The organism is Enterobacter sp. PGRG2, from assembly GCF_030291195.1.
Classification (GTDB): domain Bacteria; phylum Pseudomonadota; class Gammaproteobacteria; order Enterobacterales; family Enterobacteriaceae; genus Enterobacter_D.
Window position 1 is genome coordinate 333,402 of the sequence record NZ_CP127837.1, and the last position, 22,203, is coordinate 355,604.

Here is a 22,203-nt window from a genome sequence, read left to right on the forward strand (position 1 = left end):
AGCCGGGCATTGATGCTCAGGTCAGGCTTCCGCTTCCGCCTGCTTTTCCGCTTTTTCGCGTTTCAGATGCACATCCATCTGCGGATACGGGAAGTTAATGCCGTTGGCATCGAAGGTTTTCTTGATGCGTTCCAGCACGTCCCAGTAAACGTTTTGCAGATCGCCGCTGTTGCTCCAGACGCGGATCACAAAGTTCACGCTTGAGGCGCCCAGTTCGTTCATGCGCACGGTCATCTCGCGATCTTTCAGAATGCGGTCGTCCGATTCGATGATCTCCGTCAGCAGTTTTCTCACAAGATCGATATCCGCGTCGTAATCCACGCCGATGATAAATTCGTTGCGGCGTACCGGCTCACGGGAAAAGTTGATGATATTCCCGGCGATGATTTTACCGTTCGGGATCACCACATAGCGGCCATCGGCAGAGCGCAGCGTGGTAGAGAAAATCTGCACATGCAGCACGGTACCGGCCACACCGCCCAAATCAACATATTCACCGGAGCGGAACGGGCGGAAGGTCACCAGCAGCACGCCCGCGGCCAGGTTCGACAGCGACCCCTGTAATGCCAGACCAACGGCCAGACCGGCGGCGCCCAGCACGGCGATCACCGAGGCGGTTTGCACCCCGACTCGCCCCAGCGCGGCAATCAGCGTAAAGGCGATAATGCCATAGCGCACCAGCGCCGATAAAAAGTCCGCCACGGTGGCGTCAATATGTCGCGCCAGCATCAGGCGATTGAGGCCGTTGGAAATGATACGCGCGATGATCATCCCGATGATGATAATGGCGATAGCCGCCACGATATTCACCGCATAACTCAGCAGTAATGCCTGGTTATGTACCAGCCATCCCCCTGCGCTATTGATGCTGCCAACCACGTTAAGATCGTCCATTTACGGTTCCTTTTTTTCTTGCCAAAACGGCGTAACACTCACGTTGCAGGCGTGAGACAGGTCAACAAAGGGTAACCATAAAAAAGATCATCTGCCAGATTTCAACGGATTAACGGAGAGGTTTCCCTCTCCGTCGTGGCATTTTTAGCCGATCAAAATAGTTTGTAGAGGATGTTGAGAATGGTCAGCAGGCCGATCAGGGTAACGAACAGGTTGTCGGCTTTGCCCTGATATTTCGCAAGCTGCGGGACTTTGCGCACGGCATACATCGGCAATAAACACAGCAGCGAAGCGATAATAGGCGCGCCCATGGCTTCGATCAGATCGAGAATATTCGGATTCGCATAGGCCACAATCCAGGTGGAACCCATGATAAACAGCATGCTGATGGTATTCAGCTTGCCGGTGGAGACGCGGGTTTTATCGCCTTTGTAAGCAAACTTGACTACCAGGCCGTTCAGCCCTTCCAGGGTGCCAAGGTAATGGCCAAAGAAGGATTTAAAAATAGCCACCAGCGCAATAATGGACGCGCCATACTCCAGCACGGTGGCAAAGGTGGATTTACTGCCGCTCATGGCGGCGAAGTGGTTTGCCAGATAAGAGAGCACCGGAATATTTTGCGCTTTGGCGTCCGCCATATCCTGCGGCGACAGGGTAAACAGGCAGCTGAAGGCGAAAAACATCACCACCGCCACCATCAGCACGCTGGCGCGGGAGATAATTTGTGCACATTTGCGTTCAGTAAAATCCCGGCCAAAATCCGCTTCATACTCCTCGCGTTTGGAGACCACGAAAGAGGAGACAATGGGCGAGAAGTTAAAGGAGAACACCATAATGGAGATACCGAGCCACACCGTCACCAGAATACCGTCATGACCGGCCAGCGAAATCTCGCTCAGGTTAACCTGGTCAATCACCGCGCTGTTCCAGTAGGGGATCAGCGACAGGGAGATCAGTACCAGGCTTGCGATAAACGGAAATACCAGCCAGCTCATCACCCTGACCATCAGATCCTTACCGAAGCAGATCACCACCGCCATTAACAGCAGCAGCGCCAGCGCCACCAGGCCACGGTTTAGCGGCATCAGCTGGAGCTGATTTTCCCAGAAGGTCATAAAGGTGTTGGTAATGGTAACGCCGTAAATCCACAGCAGGGGGCAGATGGCGAAGAAGTAGAGAAAGGTGATCACCACGCCGCCGGTCCTGCCGAAGTGCTCTTCCACCGTTTCGGTAATATTGCCCGATACCTTGCTGCCGGACAGGCACAGCCGGGCCAGCGCGCGGTGACAGAGAAAGGCAATCGGGTACGCCAGCAGCAGCATACAAAGAATAGGAATTAAGCCGCCGAATCCGGCGCGGATCGGGAAGAATAATACCCCTGCGCCAATGGCCGTGCCGAATAATCCCAGCGTCCAGGTGGTGTCGGATTTACGCCATAGCGCTTTGCCCTGCTGGCTGAGAATGGTGCTGTCAGTTGTGCTCATAAAATATCCTTTTTATGCCTTCAGAATTCACCGGCGCCGGTAATAGCGGAGACCCGCGAGAGATCGATATTCCCGCCGGAAATAAGGCTGACGGTTTTTCGCCCTTTGATAATATCGTCGAGCTTGCCGCTTAATAATGCAGCCGTGGCCAGCGCCCCTGCCCCTTCGGCGATAATCTTATTACGCTGGATCAGCGCTAACATGCTGTGGCGAATGTCCTCTTCGCTCACCAGAATCATATCTGAGACTAATGCATTGACGATCTCAAAGGTTAAATCCCCGGGACGTGAAACGTCGCAGCCGTCCGCCAGCGTACCTGTGGTGCGATGGCTGGTTATTTTCCCGGCGCGAAACGAGGCCGTCATACCGTGCACATTTTCCGCCTGCACGCCGATAATATTAATGGTGGGGTTAATAGATTTGATAGCCAGCGCGACCCCGGCAATTAAGCCGCCGCCACCGACCGGTAAAATGACGTTATCGACATCATAGAGATCTTCTAAAATCTCCAGGCCAATCGTCCCCTGCCCAGCAATGACCTTTTCGTCGTTGTAAGGCGGAATGAAAATACGCCCTTCCATTTCGACGATTTCGCTGACTTTGGCGATGGTGTCATTAAAATTTTCACCGTGCATTACCACCTGGGCGGAATAATCGCTGGTGGCGGCGACTTTCGATTTCGGCGCGCTGACGGGCATTACCACTTTGCCGTTGATGCCGAGCATGGCGCAGGAGAGCGACACACCCTGCGCATGATTACCGGCGGAGCAGGCTACCACCCCGCGCTGACGTTCCTCATCGCTAAGCGAGCTGAGTTTGTTAAACGCACCGCGAATTTTAAACGAGCCGGTGCGCTGCATATTTTCGAATTTTAAATAGATTTCGCCGTGGCAGCATTCACTGAGGTAATTTGAGCGCGGCATCCCGGTTTTGTAGATATGTCCGGCGAGCCTTTTCTTGGCGTCTAAAATATCATCGATAGTGACGGGCAGATCGTGTTGAATGTGCATCCTTTCCTCGCAATAACCAGAGATAAATTACAGCGTGCTGTAATTTACGCTTAACGGAGATATTCGCCTGAATACCCTCGCGACTCATTATGGTTATTGTGTTTGCAATAGCTTCATTATTATTTTCAACGCAACGATAACGATCATACTTATCCCACATGGCAGGTTATGTGCCTTGACTCACAATTAGCAGATGAATAAGTGTGATGAATGTTTTAAAGCGAAATAATAGCCCGGAAATAAAAATGGCTTCCCGGGGGAAGCCATTTGCACAGCTTATTTCAAATTACAGAACGTCAACCGCGTTCAGTTCTTTGAAAGCCTGCTCCAGACGGGTGATCATGGACGTCTGTGCAGCACGCAGCCATACGCGCGGATCGTAGTATTTCTTGTTCGGCTGATCTTCGCCTTTCGGGTTGCCCAGCTGGCCCTGCAGATAGGCTTCGTTTTCTTTGTAGTAGTTCAGGATACCTTCCCAGGTTGCCCACTGGGTGTCGGTATCGATGTTCATTTTGATAACGCCGTAGCTTACGGAGTCTTTAATTTCCTGCGCAGTAGAACCGGAACCGCCGTGGAAGACGAAGTTCAGAGCGTTGTGCGGCAGGTTGTGTTTCTTGCTGACGTATTCCTGAGAATCACGCAGGATGGTCGGGGTCAGTTTCACGTTACCCGGCTTGTAAACGCCGTGTACGTTACCGAAGGACGCCGCGATGGTGAAGCGCGGGCTGATAGCGTTCAGTTTGGTGTACGCGTAATCAACGTCTTCCGGCTGGGTGTACAGTGCAGAAGCGTCCATGTGGCTGTTGTCCACGCCGTCTTCTTCGCCACCGGTGCAACCCAGTTCGATTTCCAGGGTCATGCCGATTTTGGACATGCGCTCCAGGTATTTGGAACAGATTTCGATGTTCTCTTCCAGAGACTCTTCAGACAGGTCGATCATGTGGGAAGAGAACAGCGGTTTGCCGGTTGCCGCAAAGTGTTTTTCACCCGCGTCCAGCAGACCGTCGATCCACGGCAGCAGTTTCTTCGCGCAGTGGTCAGTATGCAGGATCACCGGCACGCCGTAGTGCTCAGCCATCTGGTGTACGTGATGCGCGCCAGAGATAGCGCCCAGGATTGCTGCGCCCTGCGGCACGTCGGTTTTCACGCCTTTACCGGCGATGAAGGCTGCGCCGCCGTTAGAGAACTGAACGATTACCGGCGCTTTCACTTTCGCAGCGGTTTCCAGAACGGCGTTGATGGAGTCGGTACCAACGCAGTTAACTGCCGGCAGAGCGAAGTTGTTTTCTTTAGCTACCTGGAACACTTTCTGAACGTCATCACCAGTGATCACGCCAGGTTTTACGAAATCGAAAATTTTAGACATGTTACGTAGTCCTGTATCTTGGCCGTTAGAAAAAGGGAGCGCGTGCTTGAGCAAAGCGCGCTGAAAATCAGGCGGGTTTCCCCGCCTGATCAAACTTACTGCTTAGCGCGCTCTTCGAGCATAGCTACTGCAGGCAGCACTTTGCCTTCCACGAATTCGAGGAACGCACCGCCGCCAGTGGAGATGTAGGAAATTTTGTCAGCGATACCGAACATATCGATGGCTGCCAGGGTATCACCACCACCGGCGATGGAGAACGCTTCGCTGTCGGCGATAGCGTGCGCCACAATTTCGGTACCTTTACGGAAGTTCGGGAACTCGAACACACCTACCGGGCCGTTCCACAGAATAGTTTTGGCGTTTTTCAGGATTTCAGCCAGTTTCTGTGCGGAAACGTCGCCCATATCGAGGATCTGCTCTTCATCTTTGATGTCGCTGGCAGATTTCAGTGTCGCGGTCGCGGTTTCAGAGAACTCGGTCGCCACGCGAACATCCGTCGGAACCGGGATGTCACAGGTGGTCAGCAGACGTTTTGCTTCGTCAACCAGGTCTGGTTCGTACAGGGATTTACCCACGTTATTACCCTGAGCGGCGACGAAGGTGTTCGCAATACCGCCGCCCACGATCAGCTGGTCAGCGATTTTGGACAGGGAATCCAGAACGGTCAGTTTGGTGGAGACTTTAGAACCACCGACGATAGCTACCATCGGGCGAGCCGGTTCTTTCAGCGCTTTACCCAGCGCGTCCAGTTCTTCCGCCAGCAGCGGACCTGCGCACGCCACGTCCGCGAATTTCGCGATGCCGTGGGTGGAAGCCTGCGCGCGGTGTGCCGTGCCGAAGGCGTCCATCACGAATACGTCGCACAGCGCGGCATATTTTTTAGACAGGGTTTCGTCGTCTTTCTTTTCGCCTTTGTTAAAGCGAACGTTTTCCAGCACTACCAGCTCGCCTGCGGCAACTTCAACGCCGTCCAGGTAGTCTTTTACCAGGCGAACCGGGCTGGACAGTTTGTCTTTCAGGTAGTTAACTACCGGCAGCAGAGAGAATTCTTCGTTGTACTCGCCTTCGGTAGGACGGCCCAGGTGAGAAGTAACCATCACTTTCGCACCCTGTTTCAGCGCCAGCTCAATCGTCGGCAGAGAAGCACGGATACGCGCGTCGCTGGTGACTTTGCCATCTTTAACCGGTACGTTCAGATCCGCACGGATAAAAACACGTTTACCAGCCAGATCCAGATCGGTCATCTTAATTACAGACATGGTGAATCCTCTCGTTTTTTTTAAAGTTTGGCAGATGCAATGTGCATCTCACCTGAAACCAGTCGCTGCCATGGCTAACGTCGTGTCGAGCATTCGGTTAGCAAAGCCCCATTCATTATCACACCACACCAGCGTTTTGATGAGGTGCGCGCCACTGACCCGCGTCTGCGTACCATCCACAATGGCACTGTGCGGATCGTGGTTAAAATCTGCTGAGACCAACGGTAATTCCGTATAGTCAACTATACCATGAAATGCACCCTGTGCCGCTTTTTGCAGCAACAGGTTGACTTCTATGGCTTTTACCGGTTGCTTCACCGTGACGCTTAAGTCGATTGCGGTGACGTTTATCGTCGGCACACGCACGGAAATGGCTTCGAATTTATCTTCAAACTGCGGGAAGAAACGGGTGATGCCCGCCGCGAGTTTGGTATCGACCGGGATGATGGACTGGCTGGCGGCGCGCGTGCGGCGCAGATCCGCGTGCCAGGCGTCGATCACCGGCTGATCGTTCATCGCCGAATGGATCGTCGTTACCGTGCCGGAATCAATGCCGTAAGCGTCATCAAGAAGTTTGATCACCGGAATAATGCAGTTAGTGGTGCAGGAGGCGTTAGATACAATGCGGTCATCTTCACGCAAGGTATGCTGATTTACGCCAAAGACCACGGTGGCGTCGAGATCGTGGCTGCCGGGATGCGAAAACAGCACCTTTTTAGCGCCTGCCGCCAGATGCGCTTCGCCGTGCTGGCGATTGCCGTACACGCCGGTGCAGTCGAGCACCACATCCACGCCCAGCTCACGCCAGGGCAGCGCCTCAATGGTTTCCTGATGCAGCAGGCGGATGGCGTCATCGCCGATATACAGCAGTTCGCGTTCCTGACGGACATCCCATGCGAAACGCCCGTGGGTGGTGTCATATTTCAACAAATGCGCCATGCCCGCAGCATCCGCCAGTTCATTGATTGCCACCACGCTCACTTCCGCACGACGCCCGGATTCATATAAAGCACGAACCACGTTACGCCCGATGCGACCGAAGCCATTTATCGCCACGCGTACGGTCATAGATCTCCTGCAAGGCTGTCCCTGATTTGCTGTGGCTGACAGAATAATGCAGCGGCACAACAAGGGAAACCTTACCTGTCGCAAACTGCGACCTGTTAATATTTTGTCGAAAATTTAATCGACTGAAACGCTTCAGCTAGAATAAGCGAAACGCGGAATAAAAGGAATCGACGCCCGGCGATGAACGACAGTAATCTGATCTGCATCACACTTTTACCCCCTCACGCTGCGGCCATCCTTTCCCGTAACGGGCATTTCTAAAGAATAAAAGCGTCATAACGGCGGAATATTTTAATGATATACATCAGTACACAGAACCGCCGTCACTCTTAATATTCGGCCCACGTCCGAGTTTCGGAGTTTACTCATCCCATGAATCAGTCCATTGCCTCTGCGGCGCGGTTTTACGCGCTGCGCCTCGCTCCTGGTCAGGAGCTGTTAACGGAATTACGTCAGTTTATGGCCCTTCACGGGCTACAGGCCGCATGGATTGCCGGCGCTACCGGCAGCCTGACGGAGGTCGCCCTGCGCTATGCGGGCCGCGATGAAAGCACCCGGCTTACCGGCACCTACGAACTCATCTCGCTGTCCGGCACGCTGGAATTAACGGGGGAGCATCTGCACCTGAGCATTGCCGACGAACAGGGCGCGCTGCTGGGCGGTCACGTTATGCCCGGCTGCACGGTGCGCACCACCCTGGAACTGGTGATTGGCGAACTGACGGCGCTGTCGTTTTCGCGCCAGCCCTGCCCGCTCTCCGGCTATGACGAACTCGTTGTCCATTCCCGTTAACTGTCGCTTAAATCAAAGAGGTTGCTATGGCGCGTCGCCCACTCTCCAGCCAGACGCTGGTTCTGATCGTTATTTCCGTCGCCATCAATATGATCGGCGGGCAGCTTATCAGTATGCTCAAGCTGCCGATTTTTCTTGATTCCATCGGCACGCTGCTGAGCGCCGTCCTGCTGGGGCCGGTTGTCGGCATGCTGACCGGTTTACTCACTAACCTGCTGTGGGGATTGTTAACCGATCCTATTGCCGCCGCCTTTGCACCGGTGGCGATGGTGATAGGCCTGACGGCAGGCTGGCTGGCGCGGCTCGGCTGGTTCCGCACCCTGCCCAGGGTCGTTGTCAGCGGGATCCTGATCGCCCTGGCGGTCACGATAGTGGCGGTGCCGATCCGCACCGCGCTGTTTGGCGGCGTCACCGGCAGCGGCGCGGATCTGGTTGTCGCCTGGGCGCGATCCATGGGGAACGATCTGATCGAATCCGTGGCGCTGACGGTGGTGGGCGCAAATCTGGTGGATAAGATCCTCACGGCGGCGATCGTCTGGATCCTGCTGCGCCAGTTACCGCTGCGCACCACGCGCCGTTTCCCGACCATGTCGGCCGTACGCTGAATGCATCCTTTTACCTCCCTGACGCTGTGGAGTCTGGGGGCCTGGTCGGTGCTGCTGCTGCCCGCCGGGCCGCTGCTGACGGTGGTAAGCGGCGCGGCTTTCATCAGCCTGCTGCTGTTTCGCGCCACCCGTCCCCGCGCCCGCTATGTGGCCTGGCTGATGGCGTCGCTCGGCGTCGGCATGTGGCTGGTGCACGGCGGCTGGCTGGTGGCCTGGCTGAGCGGTGAGCCGCGCGATGCCAGCCACTGGGCGCAGGCGATCGTCCTGTGGCAGCGCATTCTGACCATCGTCGCCACGTCGCAACTGTGGATGGCTTTCGTGCCGGTACGCCAGTTTATCCGCGCGCTTTTTGCCAGCCGGCTGCCGCCGGGCGTGGCGTATCTGTTCTCCGGGCCGCTGCTGATTGCCGAGCAGCTTAAACACCGCCTGGCGAGCATTCACGAAGCGCAGCGCGCACGAGGCGTCCCGCTGGACGGGCACTGGTATCAGCGGCTGTGTGCCGTCCCGGCGCTGATCGTACCGCTGATCCAGGGCGCGCTTAACGATCTGCCGGTACGCGGCGCGGCGCTGGACATGCGCGCCTTTCGTCTGCACCGCACGCGCACGACTTTTTGGTCGCCCCCCGACAGCCGCCGCCAGCGCGCGCTGCGTTATACCCTGCTCGCGCTGATGCTGGCAGAAACCGGAGCCTGGCTATGGTTACGCTAGAAAACCTCTGCTTTCAGCCCGCGCACAGCGCCGCGCCGCCGCGCAGCCTGAATTTGCAGATCGCGCAGCCGGGCATGGTGGCGATCCTCGGCGGTAATGGCAGCGGCAAAAGCACCCTCGCGCAGCTGCTTGCGGGATGGTATCCGGATTATCTGCCCGGCACCCTTAGCGGAACCGGGCGGATCCTGGGCCAGCCGCCGGGTGAACGGTCGCTGCCCGAACAGGCGCAGACCGTACAGCTGGTGCAGCAGTCCCCTGCCCTGCAATTCTCCGGCTGTACCTTCAGCGTGGAAGAAGAAATTGCCTTCGGGCCGGAAAACCTGTGCCTGGCGGAAGGTGAAATCCTCGCCCGGCTTGAAGCCGCACTGACGCTCACCGATTGCCTGCCGCTGCGTCACCGGCACCCCGCCACGCTCTCCGGCGGCGAAGCCCAGCGGGTGGTGATCGCCTGTGCGCTGGCGATGCAGCCGCGCCTGCTGCTGCTCGACGAGGCCTTCAGCCGTCTGACGCCGCAGGCCACGCAACAGATGCTTAGCCGCCTGGCGGCATGGGCAGATGCCAGCGGGGCGCTGGTGATGCTCTTTGAACGTCACCGCCAGCCAGCGCAGGCGTTTTGCCGCCAGATGTGGCAGCTCGATGAAACAGGACTGACCGCTCTATGATCGCTTTGCATAACCTTACCTTCCGCTGGCCCGCGGCCGCGGAAAACTGTCTGCATCATCTCACGCTGAACATTGAGCGCGGCGAATGGGTGGCGTTAACCGGCGATAATGGCGCCGGAAAATCCACGCTGCTGCGCCTGATGGCGGGTCTGCTGACCCCGCAGCAGGGTGAAGTTTTACTGAAAGGGCAGCCGCTGTCAGCGCTGAACGCCCCGCAACGCGCCGCGCAGATCGGCGTGCTGTTTCAGGAGGCGGAAAACCAGATCCTGCACAGCACGGTGCTGAGTGAAGTGGCTTTTGGCCTGAAGCTGCAAAAATTGCCCACCACCGTTATTGAGCAGCGCGTCCGCGCGGCGCTTGAACTGTGCGGTCTGGCGGACGTGGCGCAGGCGCATCCGCTGGATCTGCATGCTGCCCAGCGGCGAATGGTGGCGGTCGCAAGCCTGGAGGCGATGGCCCCGCCGGTGCTGCTGCTGGATGAGCCGAGCCGGGATTTTGACGCACGCTGGTTAGCACGCTTTGAAGCGTGGCTGGCGGTCTGTCGCCAGCGGCAGACGACGTTGCTCGCCATCAGCCATGATTATGATTTTACCCGCCGACACTTTCCCCGCGTTATTCGCCTGGCTGACGGGCGAATCAGCGCCGATGGTCTGCCCGCGCCATCCCTTTCCTGATAACGAAACCGCTAATAATGCCGTGAACCGCGGCATCTTTTGCTTACAAATATCCTCTGCATTGATAGCGTTACGCTGTTCACATCACAAAATCCGCGCCGTTAAATCGTTATATTCGCGCTCGTCAGCCTGATAATAAATAATTATTTTCAGGAGAAGAAATAAAATAGCGGAATAGTAATTACCGCAGTCAATATCACACAAAATAAATAAACCGGGGTACTTCAATACATTATTCAAATGAATAATTAAAGCCCGTAAAAAAGGATTTTTATGAAGCAAACAATGCAAATGATTGGCCAGGCGATGCTGGTGCCAATCTCCATCATTACCGTCGGCTCAATGTTTATGGGCTTTGGCAGCGCCTTCACCAGTAGCGGCACCATCGAAGCGCTGCATTTACAGAACATCATTACCAAAGGCTCGCTTTTATTTACGACCTTCAGCGTGATGAAAGCCACCGGCGACGTGGTATTTCGCAACCTGCCGCTGTTCTTCGCCATTGGCGTGGCCTTCGGTCTGGCGAAAAAAGAAAAAGGCTGGGCGGCGTTTTCCGGCGCGGTCTGTTTTATGGCGATGCATTTTATTATCGCCACGCTGCTGGAATTAAATGGTATTACTCCACAAACCACCAGCGTTGAATTTTTCCGGCAGCAACAGCATTTGAATGACATTGCCGCCGTACAGCGCGCCTCGATTTATACCAGCGAGCTGGGGATGTTCTCCTACCGCATGAGCGTATTCGGCGGTATGGCGGTGGGACTGATCACCGCCGGGCTGCATAACCGCTTATATAACGTCAAACTGCCGCTGGTGCTCTCCTTTTTTGCCGGTACGCGCACGGTACCTATCGTCACGCTGATGGCCGGATCGCTGCTCGGCGTGCTGCTTTATGTTATCTGGCCGCCGCTGGGCGGCATGCTGGCGCAGTTCAGCAGGCTTATCGGGGATTCCGGTCTGTTCGGCACCTTTATCTGGGCGGTGGCGGATAAATCCCTGCTGCCCGTCGGCCTGCATCATCTGATCACCACGCCGATCCGACTGACGGAACTGGGCGGCTCCATGACCGTCTGCAACCAGCTGGTAAGCGGCACCACCAATATCTATATGGCGCAGCTCGGTTGCGAGGAGACGCCGCAGCTGCTGGTGCGTGGCTTTCAGTCCGGCCGCGTGGTGGTGCATTTTGGCGCGCTGCCGGGGGCGGCGCTGGCCATCTACCAGTGCGCGAAATCGCCGCATAAAAAAGTCGTGGCGGGCTTACTGATCCCGGTGGTGGTCACCATGATCCTGTTTGGCGTCACCGAACCCATCGAATACACCTTTCTGTTTGTTGCCCCCTGGCTGTTTTATCTGGTGCATGTGCCGCTGACCGGCCTCGCCTTTGTGCTGACCGAAATGGCGAACGTGTCCATCTACGGCGGCAGCCTGAAAGACATCCTGCCGGTGCTGCTCCAGCCCGCGAAACTCAACCTGTGGGGCTATCTGTGGCTGGTGCCGCTGTTTTTCGTTCTCTACTACGCACTGTTTCGCTTTTTGATCCTGCGCTTCAACGTCATGACGCCGGGGCGCGAAGAGGATGAGGCAACTACCCGGCTTTACAGCAAACAGGATTTTAACGAGCAACAGGGAATGCGCTTCGCCCGGCACATCATCGAGGCTTTCGGCGGCAAAGAGAATATCGAGCAGTTCGACAACTGCATTTCACGCCTGCGGGTTCAGGTGAAAGACGGCTCCCGCGTCGCCCCTGAAGCGGTGTGGAAGAAAACGCTGCGGGCGAAAGGCTATGTGCAGGTCAGCGAACGGGCCTTCCAGATTATTTATGGCGCCGAGGTGGTGATGATCGCCGGTGACTGCAAGGAACTGTTAGACGAAGGAGAAACAGCATGAATACCGAGCCGGTGACACTGACCCGAATCCTGAAGGTTTCACCCCATGAGGAAAAAACTCTGCGCCGCCTGGAGTTCGATCCCGGTCTGAATACCGAGCGCATCGACATCAGCTACCGCTTCACGCCGGGTAACGTGGTGGATATGGGGCTGATGATCAATGACCGCATCAACGGCTGGAGCGGCGGCGCGCGTAAAACCATCACGCTGAGTGAAAATTTCGCCTCGCCCGGCTATCAGCGCACCAGCATCGTCAACGGCAAATGGCACGTGCTGCTCGGGTTGCATAAGATCCGCCGCCTCTGCGAAGTGGTGGTGGAGATCACCCTGTACCCGAAATTTCCGCGCTGGCTGAAAGGCGACACGCATGTGCATTCTGTGCACAGCGACGGCAGCTTAACGGTGAACGAACTGATTGCCCGCGCCCGCCAGATGGAGTTCGATTTCCTCTGTTTTTCCGACCACAACACCATTTCGCAGAACCATGAAATCGCGGGCATTAACGCCTCACTGTGCCTGATCCCCGGCATGGAGCTGACCAGCGAGCGCGGCCACGCCAACCTGCTGGGCGTCACCCGGCCGGTGGTGAACTTTCTGCCGCATTTTACCGAAGATGACATCGCCGGGCGCATTGCCGAAGCCCGCCGCAACGGGGCGCGCATCGGTATTAATCACCCTTTCTGCCACTACTGCCCGTGGCAGAACCGTTTTGCGGACCACGACTGGCTGGAGATCTGGAACGGGCCGTGGGACGGGCAGACCGGCAACGAAGACGCTTTTAACTACTGGCATCACCAGCTCTGCCAGGGCGAAAAAATCAGCGCCGTGGCGGGCAGCGATTTTCATAAAGAAAAAGGGCTGCGCTGGCCGTACATGTGGGTACGCGCCATCAGCCGCGAGCGCCAGGACATCCTCTCTGCGCTGGTCGCCGGGCGCAGCTATATGCAAAGCGATGACCAGACGCAGTTGCACCGCTTCTGTATTGGCGAGGCAGGCCCGGGCGACACCACCAGCGGCGGGATCCTGCACGTCAAACTCCGCACCCATAAAGACAACAGCGTACTGCTCTACACCGACAAAACCGTCATCGTGGTGCCCAATCGCTACGGCGACGTGAACCAGGAAATTGACATGCAGAACGCAGCCTTCGCCCTGCTGCGCATCAATCGCGGCCAGGTAGCCCAGTTGCTGACCAACCCCATTTACCGAGGATAATCCTATGCAACGTGTACATATTATCTACAAAACGCATCTGGATATTGGCTTTACCGATCTGGCCCGCACCGTCGAAGATAAATACCTGCATGAGTTTATCCCGGCGGTGATCCAGCTGGCGCAGAAGGTGAACCGGCCGGGGACGAAAAACTTTATCTGGACCTGCGGAGCCTGGCTCATCACCCGCTTCTTACAGACGGCAGACGACCAGGGGCGACGAGCCCTGACTGACGCCATCCTGCGCGGCGACATCGTCTGGCATGGCCTGCCTTTTACTTCCCACAGCGAACTGCTCAGCGCCGGCACCCTGCAATCCGGGCTCGACTATGCGATGGATTTGGATCTGCGTTTCAATAAGCGCACTATTGCCGCCAAAATGACCGACGTGCCCGGCTATACCCAGGCGATCATCCCCTGGCTGGCCGAGGCCGGTATCGCTTATTTGCACCTCGGCGTTAATGAAGCCTCCACTGCACCGGACGTGCCGCGGCTGTTCCGCTGGCGACTCGGGGAGGCGGAAATTATCGTCAACTATTCGCCGGGAGGCTATGGCAACGAATACTGGTGCGAGCCGCTCGACGAGTTACTGGTGTTCTGTCACGCCGCCGATAACTGCGCCCCGCCCGACGCCGCGCAGGTTTATGCCACTCTCGCCCGCTACCACGCGCGTTATCCCGACGCCGAGGTCAGCGCCTCCACGCTGGATGCGTTTGCTGCCCGCGTGGAAACCATCAAACATCAGTTACCGATAATCGACAGTGAAATTGGCGACACCTGGAATCACGGACTGGCGACCGATCCGGGCAAGGTCAGCCGCTATCTGCGGCTGGTGCGATTGCTGGCAAAGGAGGTGTCCGCCGGGCGGATCTCTGCCGCCAGCGAGGCGTATCGTCAGGCGATGGCGCAGCTGATCATGGTGCCGGAGCACACCTGGGGGATGGATCTCAAGCTGCATCTGGCGGATTACAACCACTACCTGCCCGGCGAATTTGACGTGGCGCGGCAGGCGGATCGTGTGGAAAACGGCATCCCGGAGCCGTACCGCTTTATCGGCGAGTTTGCCGCGCGTCTGCCGCACCGCCGTGCGCCAGGCTATCACAACATCGCCGTCTCCTGGCAGGAGCAGCGCGATTACATCGATAACGCCCTTGCCTGTCTGCCGCCTGCGATAACAGAGAAATTTACCCCCCTCGCCCCCGTCGCCATGGAGGGCATTATCGTCAACCGACGTTCACGCACTTTCGGCGATTATCATCTTTATATCGCCGATGATGGCAGCCTCAGCACCCTGAGCGTCGGCGGTAAGGTGTTCTCTGCTGCGCCACTGGGCAGAGTGATTTACCGGCAGGTAAGCGATGACGACTATCAGCGTTTTGCCAGACATTATCTGCAAAATCTGACCACCACCCGCGACTGGGCGATAGCCGACTTTACCAAACCGGGGCTGGAGCTGACCGCCGTGCCCGTGACTTCCCGCTGCGCCACGCTGCGGCTGCATGAGGTGCGCGTGGAGGAGACGCCGGACGAGTATCAGCTTTTTATCGAGGCGCGTTTTGTGCAAAACGAGGCGGGCATGGTGCTGCGGCTACCGGAAAAAGTGCGGCACAGCTGGCGTTTTGGTAAAGATCGCCCTGCCATTCGCTATCAGGTATCCATTATCGGTAAACAGGCGAACCGCCTGCCGGAGGAGATCTGGCTGCAATTCGGGCTTATCGATAAATCCCGCAGTCAGTGCCGCAAAATCGGCCAGACCATCGACTGGCAGCAGGTGGCGCGCAACGGCAACCGCAATCTGCACGGCGTCGAGCGCGTTTTCACCCCCGACTGGCAATTACAGCCGCTCGACGCGCCGCTGGTCGCCCTGCATGAGCCGCGCATTCTGTGGTTTGGCGAGCCGCATGACGAGCCGGAAGGCATTTTCGCCCACCTGTATAACAATATCTGGGGCACCAATTTCCCGATGTGGTACGGCGAGGATATTCATGCCGAATACCTGCTGGAAATGGCCAGCGACAAGGAAAGTCAATGAACGACAAGCGCATCATTCACGCGATCTCCCATACCCACTGGGACAGGGAGTGGTATTTCACCACCCTCGACACCCAGGTGTTCGCCCTGAAAGCCTTCACGGAGGCGATTGAAGCCTTAGAAACTCATCCGGAACTGGTGTATCACCTCGACGGGCAAAGCTCGCTGCTGGCGGATTATTTACAGCTCAAACCGGAGATGACCGAACGGGCGACGGCGCTGGTGCGCCAGCGTCGGTTGCTGATCGGCCCCTGGTATACGCAGCCGGATCTGTTCAGCATCAGCACCGAATCCGTGTTCCGCAACCTGCGCATCGGCATTGAGCTTGCCCGCGCGGCAGGCGGCTGCATGGACGTGCTCTATTTACCGGATACCTTCGGCAGCCCGGCACAGTTGTCGCAGCTGGCGGCGGCCTTCGGGCTGCGGCATATTTTGCTGCGCCGGGGCTACGATCCTGAGGTGATGGGCGCGACGGAAATGCGCTGGCAGGCGGCGAACGGCGACGCCATCACCACGGCGATCATGCCGTTTGGCTATTCGCTGGCGCACCCGGAGCGCGGCGGGCGCTGGCGTAATTTCTCGCTCTCGCATGTTGAGACAGAAACCTTCCCGTTGATCGCCCGCCTTAAACAGCTCACTCCCTGTCGCCATCTGCTGTGCCCCATTGGCGGCGATCAGGTCAGCTGCGACGGGGATTTCGCGAGGCTTATCGCGGAGCTTAACGCCCACAGCGAGGATGAATTCATCGCCAGTAGCTATGAGGATTATTTCGCGGCGCTGAACGAGGAAGACCTCGCCGTATGGCAGGGGGAGTTCCGCCGTCCACGCCTGTCCAGGGTGCATAAAACCATTGGCTCCTCGCGCTACGACATTAAACGGGCGAACGACGATGCGGAAACGCAGCTGATCCATCAGACCGAACCGCTGCTGGCGCTGGCGCGTTTGAACGGGCTGGCCTGCAGCGAAGCGATGCTGGAAAAAGCCTGGCGCATGCTGCTGGAGTCCCACGCCCACGACAGCATGGGCGGTTGCAACAGCGATGAAACCAACCGCGACGTGCTGGCCCGCTTCGCCCACGCCCGGCAGATCGGCGAGGCGCTGTTCAGCCTGCACGCCCGTCTGCTGCTGGCAAACCTGGCGGCGGATCGGGGCTACCGTTTTCTGCTGGTTAACGGCACGGGCGCGCCCACCCTCTGCGTACACAATCAGGTGCTGATCACGCCGACGCCTGGGTTCCGGCTGGTGGATGAACAGGGTCTGCCGGTGGAATTCATCCTGCTGGCGCAGGAAAAAATCCGCAAACCGCGGGCGGTGCTGCTGACGCCCGACGGCGAAGTGGAGACCTTTTCGGCGGACTATTACTACCGCAACCGGGTGGATATTCTCCATGCGCCTGTGCCGCCGCTGGGGATGGCGCTGTTTTTTGTGCAGCACAATGAACCTGCGGCGATGCCGTGGATGCAGTCCCTGCGCCAGACCTTTATCGAGAACGCTTACTACCGCATCAGCTGGCAGGATCAGAATCTGTGCCTGGTGGATAAGCGCCGCCCGCGCACGCTGACCCGGCTGCTCCAGCTGAGCGATCTGGGTAACGACGGCGATCTGTATGACTTTTCGCCGCTGGCGGGGGACGTGGAGTTACGTTCCGGCTGGATGGAACTGGTTTCGGTGAAGCAGAATCCGGCGAAACAGGAGATGATCGTCGCCAGCCTGCTGTCGCTGCCGGAGTGCCTGAATGCGCAGCGCACCGGGCGCAGCGGGCATCTGAAGGCCGTGGCGGTGACGCTGACCGTGACGCTGGAAGAGGCGCTGATCCGTTTTCATCTGACGGTGGATAATCAGGTACGCGAGCACCGGATGCAGCTGGTTTTCGACACCGGCACGCCCATCGCCGCGGTGCAGGCGGATATGCCCTTCGGCTGGATCACCCGGCAGAACCAGCCGGACAGCGCGCGGACGGATTTCACCGAGCGGCCGGTGGACATCGAGCCTTTTATGCACCAGCTGCGCGCCCACGACGATTTCCATTTTTTCGCCCGCGGCCTGAAAGAGTATGAATACGAGGATCGCCTGCTGCGCGTAACGCTGTTTCGCGGGGCATCGCAACTGGGCAAAGATGATTTGCTGTGGCGGCCGGGACGCGCCTCGGGGCAGCGGTTAGCCACGCCGGAAGCGGAACTGCCGGGAGTGCTGAGCTTTGATTTTGCGCTCTGTCTGACGCCGCTTGCCGCCGATGAGCGGGTGGCCTGCGCCCAGCGCTTCCGGGTTAACCCGACGCTCTGGCAATGGCAGGGTGACGAAAAATGCGTGCAGCGGCTGGATAATTTCGACGTGTTTTTACCGGCGCAGCCGGTACAGGTGCGGCAGTTGCTGGCAGATATTCCCGAAGGGCTGGCGGTCAGCGGCGTGGATGTGCTGTATGGCGGGATTCTCGTCAGACTGTTTAACCCTGGTGAGTACCCGCTAACCGTGCCGGAAGGATGGCAGACGTGCAATGCGCTGGGTGAGCCGCTGGCCGTTCATCAGGTACCCCCGTTCGGGCATGTGAATGTGCGGGTGGAATAATGGAGCCCTGTTGCCCGGCGGCGCGTCGCTTGCCGGGCCTACAAAACCTGAAGCAATGATGTTCGTGTAAATTGGGCCGTGTTGCCCGGCGGCGCGTTGCTTGCCGGGCCTACGAAACCTGAAGCAATGATGTTCGTGTAAATTGGGCCGTGTTGCCCGGCGGCGCGTTGCTTGCCGGGCCTACGAAACCTGAAGCAATGATGTTCGTGTAGGCCGGGTAAGGCGCAGCCGCCACCCGGCAATGCCCCGTCAATGCCCCCTGACGACCTTGCCGAGAATATCCACATACACCGGCATCAGCGGGTGGCGGATCACCACCACCGTCGCCACCACCGCCACACCCAGCAGCAGCGGCGCTAGCCACAGCAGACGGGCGCGCGGCAGAAAGCGCGTCAGCTTGTCGGGACTGGCTTTCGCACTGCGCCACAACCGCCAGCACATCCATGCCGCCAGCCATAACAACACCGCAGCCAACAACAGCAGCCATTTGAAGCCGCCGCTCTGTTCATCGGCGGGAATATCAATGGCTGCGCCTGCCAGAATACCCGGCAAAAAGTAGAACGGCGGCCAGAACACGCAGCCGATAATATTGGGCAGGATGAACTTCACCACCGGCAGATCCAGCATCCCCGCCACCATCGGCACCAGCGGCCGGGTTGGCCCGACAAAGCGCCCGACGAGAATGGTAAACATGCTGTGCTGATGCAGCGCATGCTCGGTTTTATCCAGCAGCGCTTTGTTTTTCTTCAGAAAGGACCAGCGGTGCAACGGTTTTTTAAAGCGCCAGCCGAGCCAGAAGGAGATCCAGTCGCCCAGCAGACAGCCGACGATGCCCGCCAGCCATGCATACCAGAAATTGACCTCGCCGCTGCCAATCAGCGCCCCAAGCCCCGCCATCATCACCGTGCCGGGTAAAATCAGCCCGACTAACGCCAGCGACTCAAAAAACGCCACCAGCGCAATGGCGATAAGGGAATACGCCGCCGACTGCGTAATAAAATGTTCCAGAAATGCCTGCATAACCTGCCCGATTAAATGATCTGATAAGTAGTTTACTGGTTAACTCAGACCACCGGACATCTCTTTTCGTTTCATTTACGTTTCATTCACATCCCGCGCGAAACTCGCTCGGACTGGCCCCGGTGCATTTTTTAAACACACGGGAAAAATAGAGCTGATCTTCAAAGCCGACGTTGCGCCCGACGCTGGCGATAGGCATCCGCGTGGTGCTGAGCAACAGCTTGGCCTGGCTGATACGCTGATCCTCGCGCCAGCTCAGCACGCTGACGCCCAGCTGCTGGCGGAACAGGTGTGATAACCGCGACGGCGACAGGCAGACATGCTGGGCGACGCTGGCGATGTCAAAATGGCTGTCGCTAAGGTGATCGCTGATGTACTGGCAGGCATCGCGCACGCGGTTATCCAGCGGCGGATGCAGGGATTCATTAATGGCCTCCATACGGCGCAACAGCACCTGCTCCAGCAGATTGATCGCCAGCAGCTCGGCGTAGCGCCCGGCGCTCTGCCCGGCATGGATAATCTGGTCGAACAGCTCGCTGAACGCCGCCTGATGCGCCTCGTCCGGACGGAAAATCCCGGTCTGACCGAAAATCGTCGGCCACGCCAGCCATTCATGCCAGTAGGCGCGTGGGCGGAAATAGACCCACTGGTGATACCATTCCCGCGCGTCAGGATGCCGCCCGTAATGGTGCACCTCGCCGGGCGGAAAGAGCAGAATGTCGCCGGGACGGCAGACAAACTCTTTGCCATTGTTATTGATGATGCCTTCGCCGCGCACCGTCAGATTGAGGATATAACCCTTCATGCCCAGCGGGCGGTCAACGAAAAAATCCAGGTAACCATCTGCCTCAATGGGCGTTAAACCCGCCACCAGATGCGCGTTGAAAGAGTAGCCAGGCAGCAGCGGATCGTTTTGCGGTTCAGCCATAATGGCAATACTCCGGATGTCATTAAAGGAAACCAATTGTCCATATTGTGATTTGTATCATCAAATCCCCCGGCGGTGCCTTCCGCAGGTAAAACAGCCTTCACCAACCCCGCCAGATAAAAGCACTTTGCCCGGTTTTGTTTCCACGCACCGGCAAAAAAGGCTTAACAAAAGTGTCTATAAAGCCAGGCGGAATGTCCACATTGATTATTTGCACGGCGTCACACTTTGCCATGCCATAGCATTTTTATCCATAAGATTAGCGGATCCTGCCTGACCCTTTCCGGCGTCTGTCTCTAATGTTTCTCCATACGCTTATTCTTGATGGAGTAACACGATGGCAATTGCAATTGGCCTCGATTTTGGCAGCGATTCGGTTCGCGCCCTGGCCGTGGACAGCGTCAGCGGCGAGGAGATCGCCACCAGCGTCGAATGGTATCCCCGCTGGCAGGAAGGGCGTTATTGCGACGCTCCTCATAACCAGTTCCGCCACCACCCGCGCGACTATATCGAATCGATGGAAGCCGCGCTGAAAAGCGTGCTGGCGGAACTGAGCGCAGAGCAGCGCGCGCAGGTCAGCGGCATTGGCGTGGACAGCACCGGATCCACTCCCGCGCCCATTGATGCCGAAGGTCGCGTACTGGCGCTGCGCCCGGAGTTTGCCGACAACCCGAACGCCATGTTCGTGCTGTGGAAAGATCACACCGCCGTCGAAGAAGCCGAAGCCATTACCCGCCTGTGCCACACCGCCGGAAAAGTGGATTACTCCCGCTATATCGGCGGCATTTACTCCAGCGAATGGTTCTGGGCGAAAATCCTGCATGTGACCCGCGCCGACGCCGCGGTGGCGCAGGCCGCCGCCTCCTGGATCGAGCTGTGCGACTGGATCCCCGCCCTGCTCTCCGACACCACCCGCCCGCAGGCGATCCGCCGTGGACGTTGCAGCGCCGGTCATAAATCCCTGTGGCATGAGAGCTGGGGCGGCTTACCTCCTGCCAGTTTCTTCGATGAGCTTGATCCGCTGATCAACAAACATCTCAGCTACCCGATGTTCACCGACACCTATACCGCTGATATTCCGGTGGGCACGCTCAGCGCCGAATGGGCGCAGCGCCTCGGCCTGCCGCAAAGCGTGGTGATTGCCGGCGGCGCGTTTGACTGCCATATGGGCGCGGTGGGCGCGGGTGCGCAGCCTAACACGCTGGTGAAAGTAATCGGCACCTCTACCTGCGACATCCTGATCGCCGATAAACCGAGCGTCGGCGATCGCGCCGTTAAAGGCATCTGCGGCCAGGTTGACGGCAGCGTGGTGCCGGACTTTATCGGCCTTGAAGCCGGGCAATCGGCCTTTGGCGATATCTACGCCTGGTTTGGCCGCATTCTCGGCTGGCCGCTGGAGCAGCTGGCGTTGCAACACCCTGAACTGAAAACGCAGATCCGCGCCAGCCAGAAACAGCTGTTACCGGCGCTCACCCAGGCCTGGGCGGATAACCCGTCGCTGGATCATCTGCCGGTGATCCTCGACTGGTTTAACGGCCGCCGCACACCGGATGCTAATCAGCGTCTGAAAGGGGTGATCACCGATCTGAACCTCGCCACCGACGCCCCGCTGCTGTTCGGCGGACTGGTGGCCGCCACCGCCTTTGGCGCGCGCGCCATTATGGAGTGCTTCACCGAACAGGGGATCGCGGTGAATAACGTGATGGCGCTGGGCGGCATCGCCCGTAAAAACCGCGTCATCATGCAGGCCTGCTGCGACGTGCTGAACCGTCCTCTGCAGATTGTCGCCTCCGATCAGTGCTGCGCCCTGGGTGCGGCTATTTTTGCTGCCGTGGCAGCGGGCGATCACCCGGATATTCCGGCCGCCCAACAGTCGATGGCCAGCCGCATCGAAAACACCCTGCAACCGGACCCGCGCCAGGCACAACGTTTTGAACAGCTCTATCGCCGCTATCAACAGTGGGCGATAAGCGCCGAACAACACTATCTCCCTTCAGCTGCCCCCGCATCGCAGGCAGCGCTGACTCATTAAGGACACG

The 22,203-nt window shown here is 57.9% G+C and carries 18 protein-coding genes; 10 read left to right on the forward strand and 8 right to left on the reverse strand.

Annotation, left to right across the window (positions count from 1 at the left end; translation table 11 throughout):
- Nucleotides 1-21: 21 nt before the first annotated feature.
- The 6 genes from mscS to epd form a co-directional block, all read right to left on the reverse strand.
- Nucleotides 22-894: a small-conductance mechanosensitive channel MscS gene (gene mscS, locus QRD42_RS01390; protein ID WP_072569819.1), complete on the reverse strand. Its 873-nt coding sequence runs from the start codon at nucleotides 892-894 to the stop codon at nucleotides 22-24.
- Between the two features lie 152 nt (nucleotides 895-1,046).
- Nucleotides 1,047-2,378: a threonine/serine transporter TdcC gene (gene tdcC / locus QRD42_RS01395; protein WP_321988024.1), complete on the reverse strand. Its 1,332-nt coding sequence runs from the start codon at nucleotides 2,376-2,378 to the stop codon at nucleotides 1,047-1,049.
- A 20-nt stretch (nucleotides 2,379-2,398) separates the two neighbouring features.
- Nucleotides 2,399-3,388 (reverse strand): bifunctional threonine ammonia-lyase/L-serine ammonia-lyase TdcB, encoded by a 990-nt coding sequence (gene tdcB / locus QRD42_RS01400; RefSeq protein WP_321988025.1) that lies wholly within the window; start codon nucleotides 3,386-3,388, stop codon nucleotides 2,399-2,401.
- A gap of 286 nt (nucleotides 3,389-3,674) precedes the next feature.
- On the reverse strand, nucleotides 3,675-4,754 hold the full coding sequence (gene fbaA, locus QRD42_RS01405; RefSeq protein ID WP_321988026.1) for a class II fructose-bisphosphate aldolase: 1,080 nt from the start codon (nucleotides 4,752-4,754) through the stop codon (nucleotides 3,675-3,677).
- A gap of 95 nt (nucleotides 4,755-4,849) precedes the next feature.
- Entirely contained in the window at nucleotides 4,850-6,013 is a 1,164-nt protein-coding gene (pgk, locus tag QRD42_RS01410) for a phosphoglycerate kinase (RefSeq protein ID WP_072569815.1), read from the reverse strand.
- Nucleotides 6,014-6,061: 48 nt separating this feature from the next.
- Nucleotides 6,062-7,081 carry an erythrose-4-phosphate dehydrogenase gene (gene epd, locus QRD42_RS01415; RefSeq protein WP_318363766.1) on the reverse strand — a complete coding sequence of 340 codons (1,020 nt, stop codon included), beginning with the start codon at nucleotides 7,079-7,081 and terminating at the stop codon, nucleotides 6,062-6,064.
- A gap of 372 nt (nucleotides 7,082-7,453) precedes the next feature.
- Here epd and QRD42_RS01420 point away from each other — a divergent pair, with 372 nt between their 5' ends.
- The 9 genes from QRD42_RS01420 to QRD42_RS01460 all read left to right on the forward strand — a co-directional run bounded on the left by QRD42_RS01420 (nucleotide 7,454) and on the right by QRD42_RS01460 (nucleotide 18,216).
- Nucleotides 7,454-7,873 (forward strand): PPC domain-containing DNA-binding protein, encoded by a 420-nt coding sequence (locus tag QRD42_RS01420; RefSeq protein ID WP_318375653.1) that lies wholly within the window; start codon nucleotides 7,454-7,456, stop codon nucleotides 7,871-7,873.
- Nucleotides 7,874-7,899: 26 nt separating this feature from the next.
- A complete protein-coding gene (locus QRD42_RS01425) occupies nucleotides 7,900-8,478 on the forward strand; it encodes an ECF transporter S component (protein ID WP_321988027.1) in 579 nt (192 codons plus the stop codon).
- Complete coding sequence (locus QRD42_RS01430) at nucleotides 8,479-9,186, forward strand: energy-coupling factor transporter transmembrane component T (protein ID WP_321988028.1); 708 nt, start codon at nucleotides 8,479-8,481, stop codon at nucleotides 9,184-9,186.
- A complete protein-coding gene (locus tag QRD42_RS01435; protein WP_321988029.1) occupies nucleotides 9,174-9,848 on the forward strand; it encodes an ABC transporter ATP-binding protein in 675 nt (224 codons plus the stop codon). The genes QRD42_RS01430 and QRD42_RS01435 overlap by 13 nt, the downstream gene beginning before the upstream one ends.
- Nucleotides 9,845-10,522 (forward strand): energy-coupling factor ABC transporter ATP-binding protein, encoded by a 678-nt coding sequence (locus QRD42_RS01440; protein ID WP_321988030.1) that lies wholly within the window; start codon nucleotides 9,845-9,847, stop codon nucleotides 10,520-10,522. Before QRD42_RS01435 ends, QRD42_RS01440 begins: the two co-directional genes overlap by 4 nt.
- Before the next feature lie 273 nt (nucleotides 10,523-10,795).
- The gene (locus QRD42_RS01445) at nucleotides 10,796-12,409 is read left to right on the forward strand and encodes a PTS transporter subunit EIIC (RefSeq protein ID WP_321988031.1); all 1,614 of its coding nucleotides are present in this window, start codon (nucleotides 10,796-10,798) and stop codon (nucleotides 12,407-12,409) included.
- Entirely contained in the window at nucleotides 12,406-13,623 is a 1,218-nt protein-coding gene (locus QRD42_RS01450) for a CehA/McbA family metallohydrolase (RefSeq protein WP_321988032.1), read from the forward strand. The genes QRD42_RS01445 and QRD42_RS01450 overlap by 4 nt, the downstream gene beginning before the upstream one ends.
- Before the next feature lie 4 nt (nucleotides 13,624-13,627).
- Nucleotides 13,628-15,652, forward strand: coding sequence for a DUF5054 domain-containing protein (locus QRD42_RS01455; RefSeq protein WP_321988033.1), 2,025 nt, complete (start codon nucleotides 13,628-13,630; stop codon nucleotides 15,650-15,652).
- Nucleotides 15,649-18,216 (forward strand): glycoside hydrolase family 38 C-terminal domain-containing protein, encoded by a 2,568-nt coding sequence (locus QRD42_RS01460; protein WP_321988034.1) that lies wholly within the window; start codon nucleotides 15,649-15,651, stop codon nucleotides 18,214-18,216. The genes QRD42_RS01455 and QRD42_RS01460 overlap by 4 nt, the downstream gene beginning before the upstream one ends.
- 249 nt (nucleotides 18,217-18,465) lie before the next feature.
- On the opposite strand, the gene QRD42_RS01465 is transcribed toward QRD42_RS01460, so the two are convergent.
- Together QRD42_RS01465 and araC are read right to left on the reverse strand one after the other, a co-directional pair.
- The gene (locus QRD42_RS01465) at nucleotides 18,466-19,236 is read right to left on the reverse strand and encodes a DedA family protein (protein ID WP_321988035.1); all 771 of its coding nucleotides are present in this window, start codon (nucleotides 19,234-19,236) and stop codon (nucleotides 18,466-18,468) included.
- A gap of 82 nt (nucleotides 19,237-19,318) precedes the next feature.
- Nucleotides 19,319-20,164: an arabinose operon transcriptional regulator AraC gene (gene araC / locus QRD42_RS01470; protein WP_072569802.1), complete on the reverse strand. Its 846-nt coding sequence runs from the start codon at nucleotides 20,162-20,164 to the stop codon at nucleotides 19,319-19,321.
- Nucleotides 20,165-20,501: 337 nt separating this feature from the next.
- Between araC and araB the strand changes: the two genes are divergently transcribed.
- Entirely contained in the window at nucleotides 20,502-22,196 is a 1,695-nt protein-coding gene (gene araB / locus QRD42_RS01475) for a ribulokinase (RefSeq protein WP_321988036.1), read from the forward strand.
- Nucleotides 22,197-22,203: the final 7 nt, after the last annotated feature.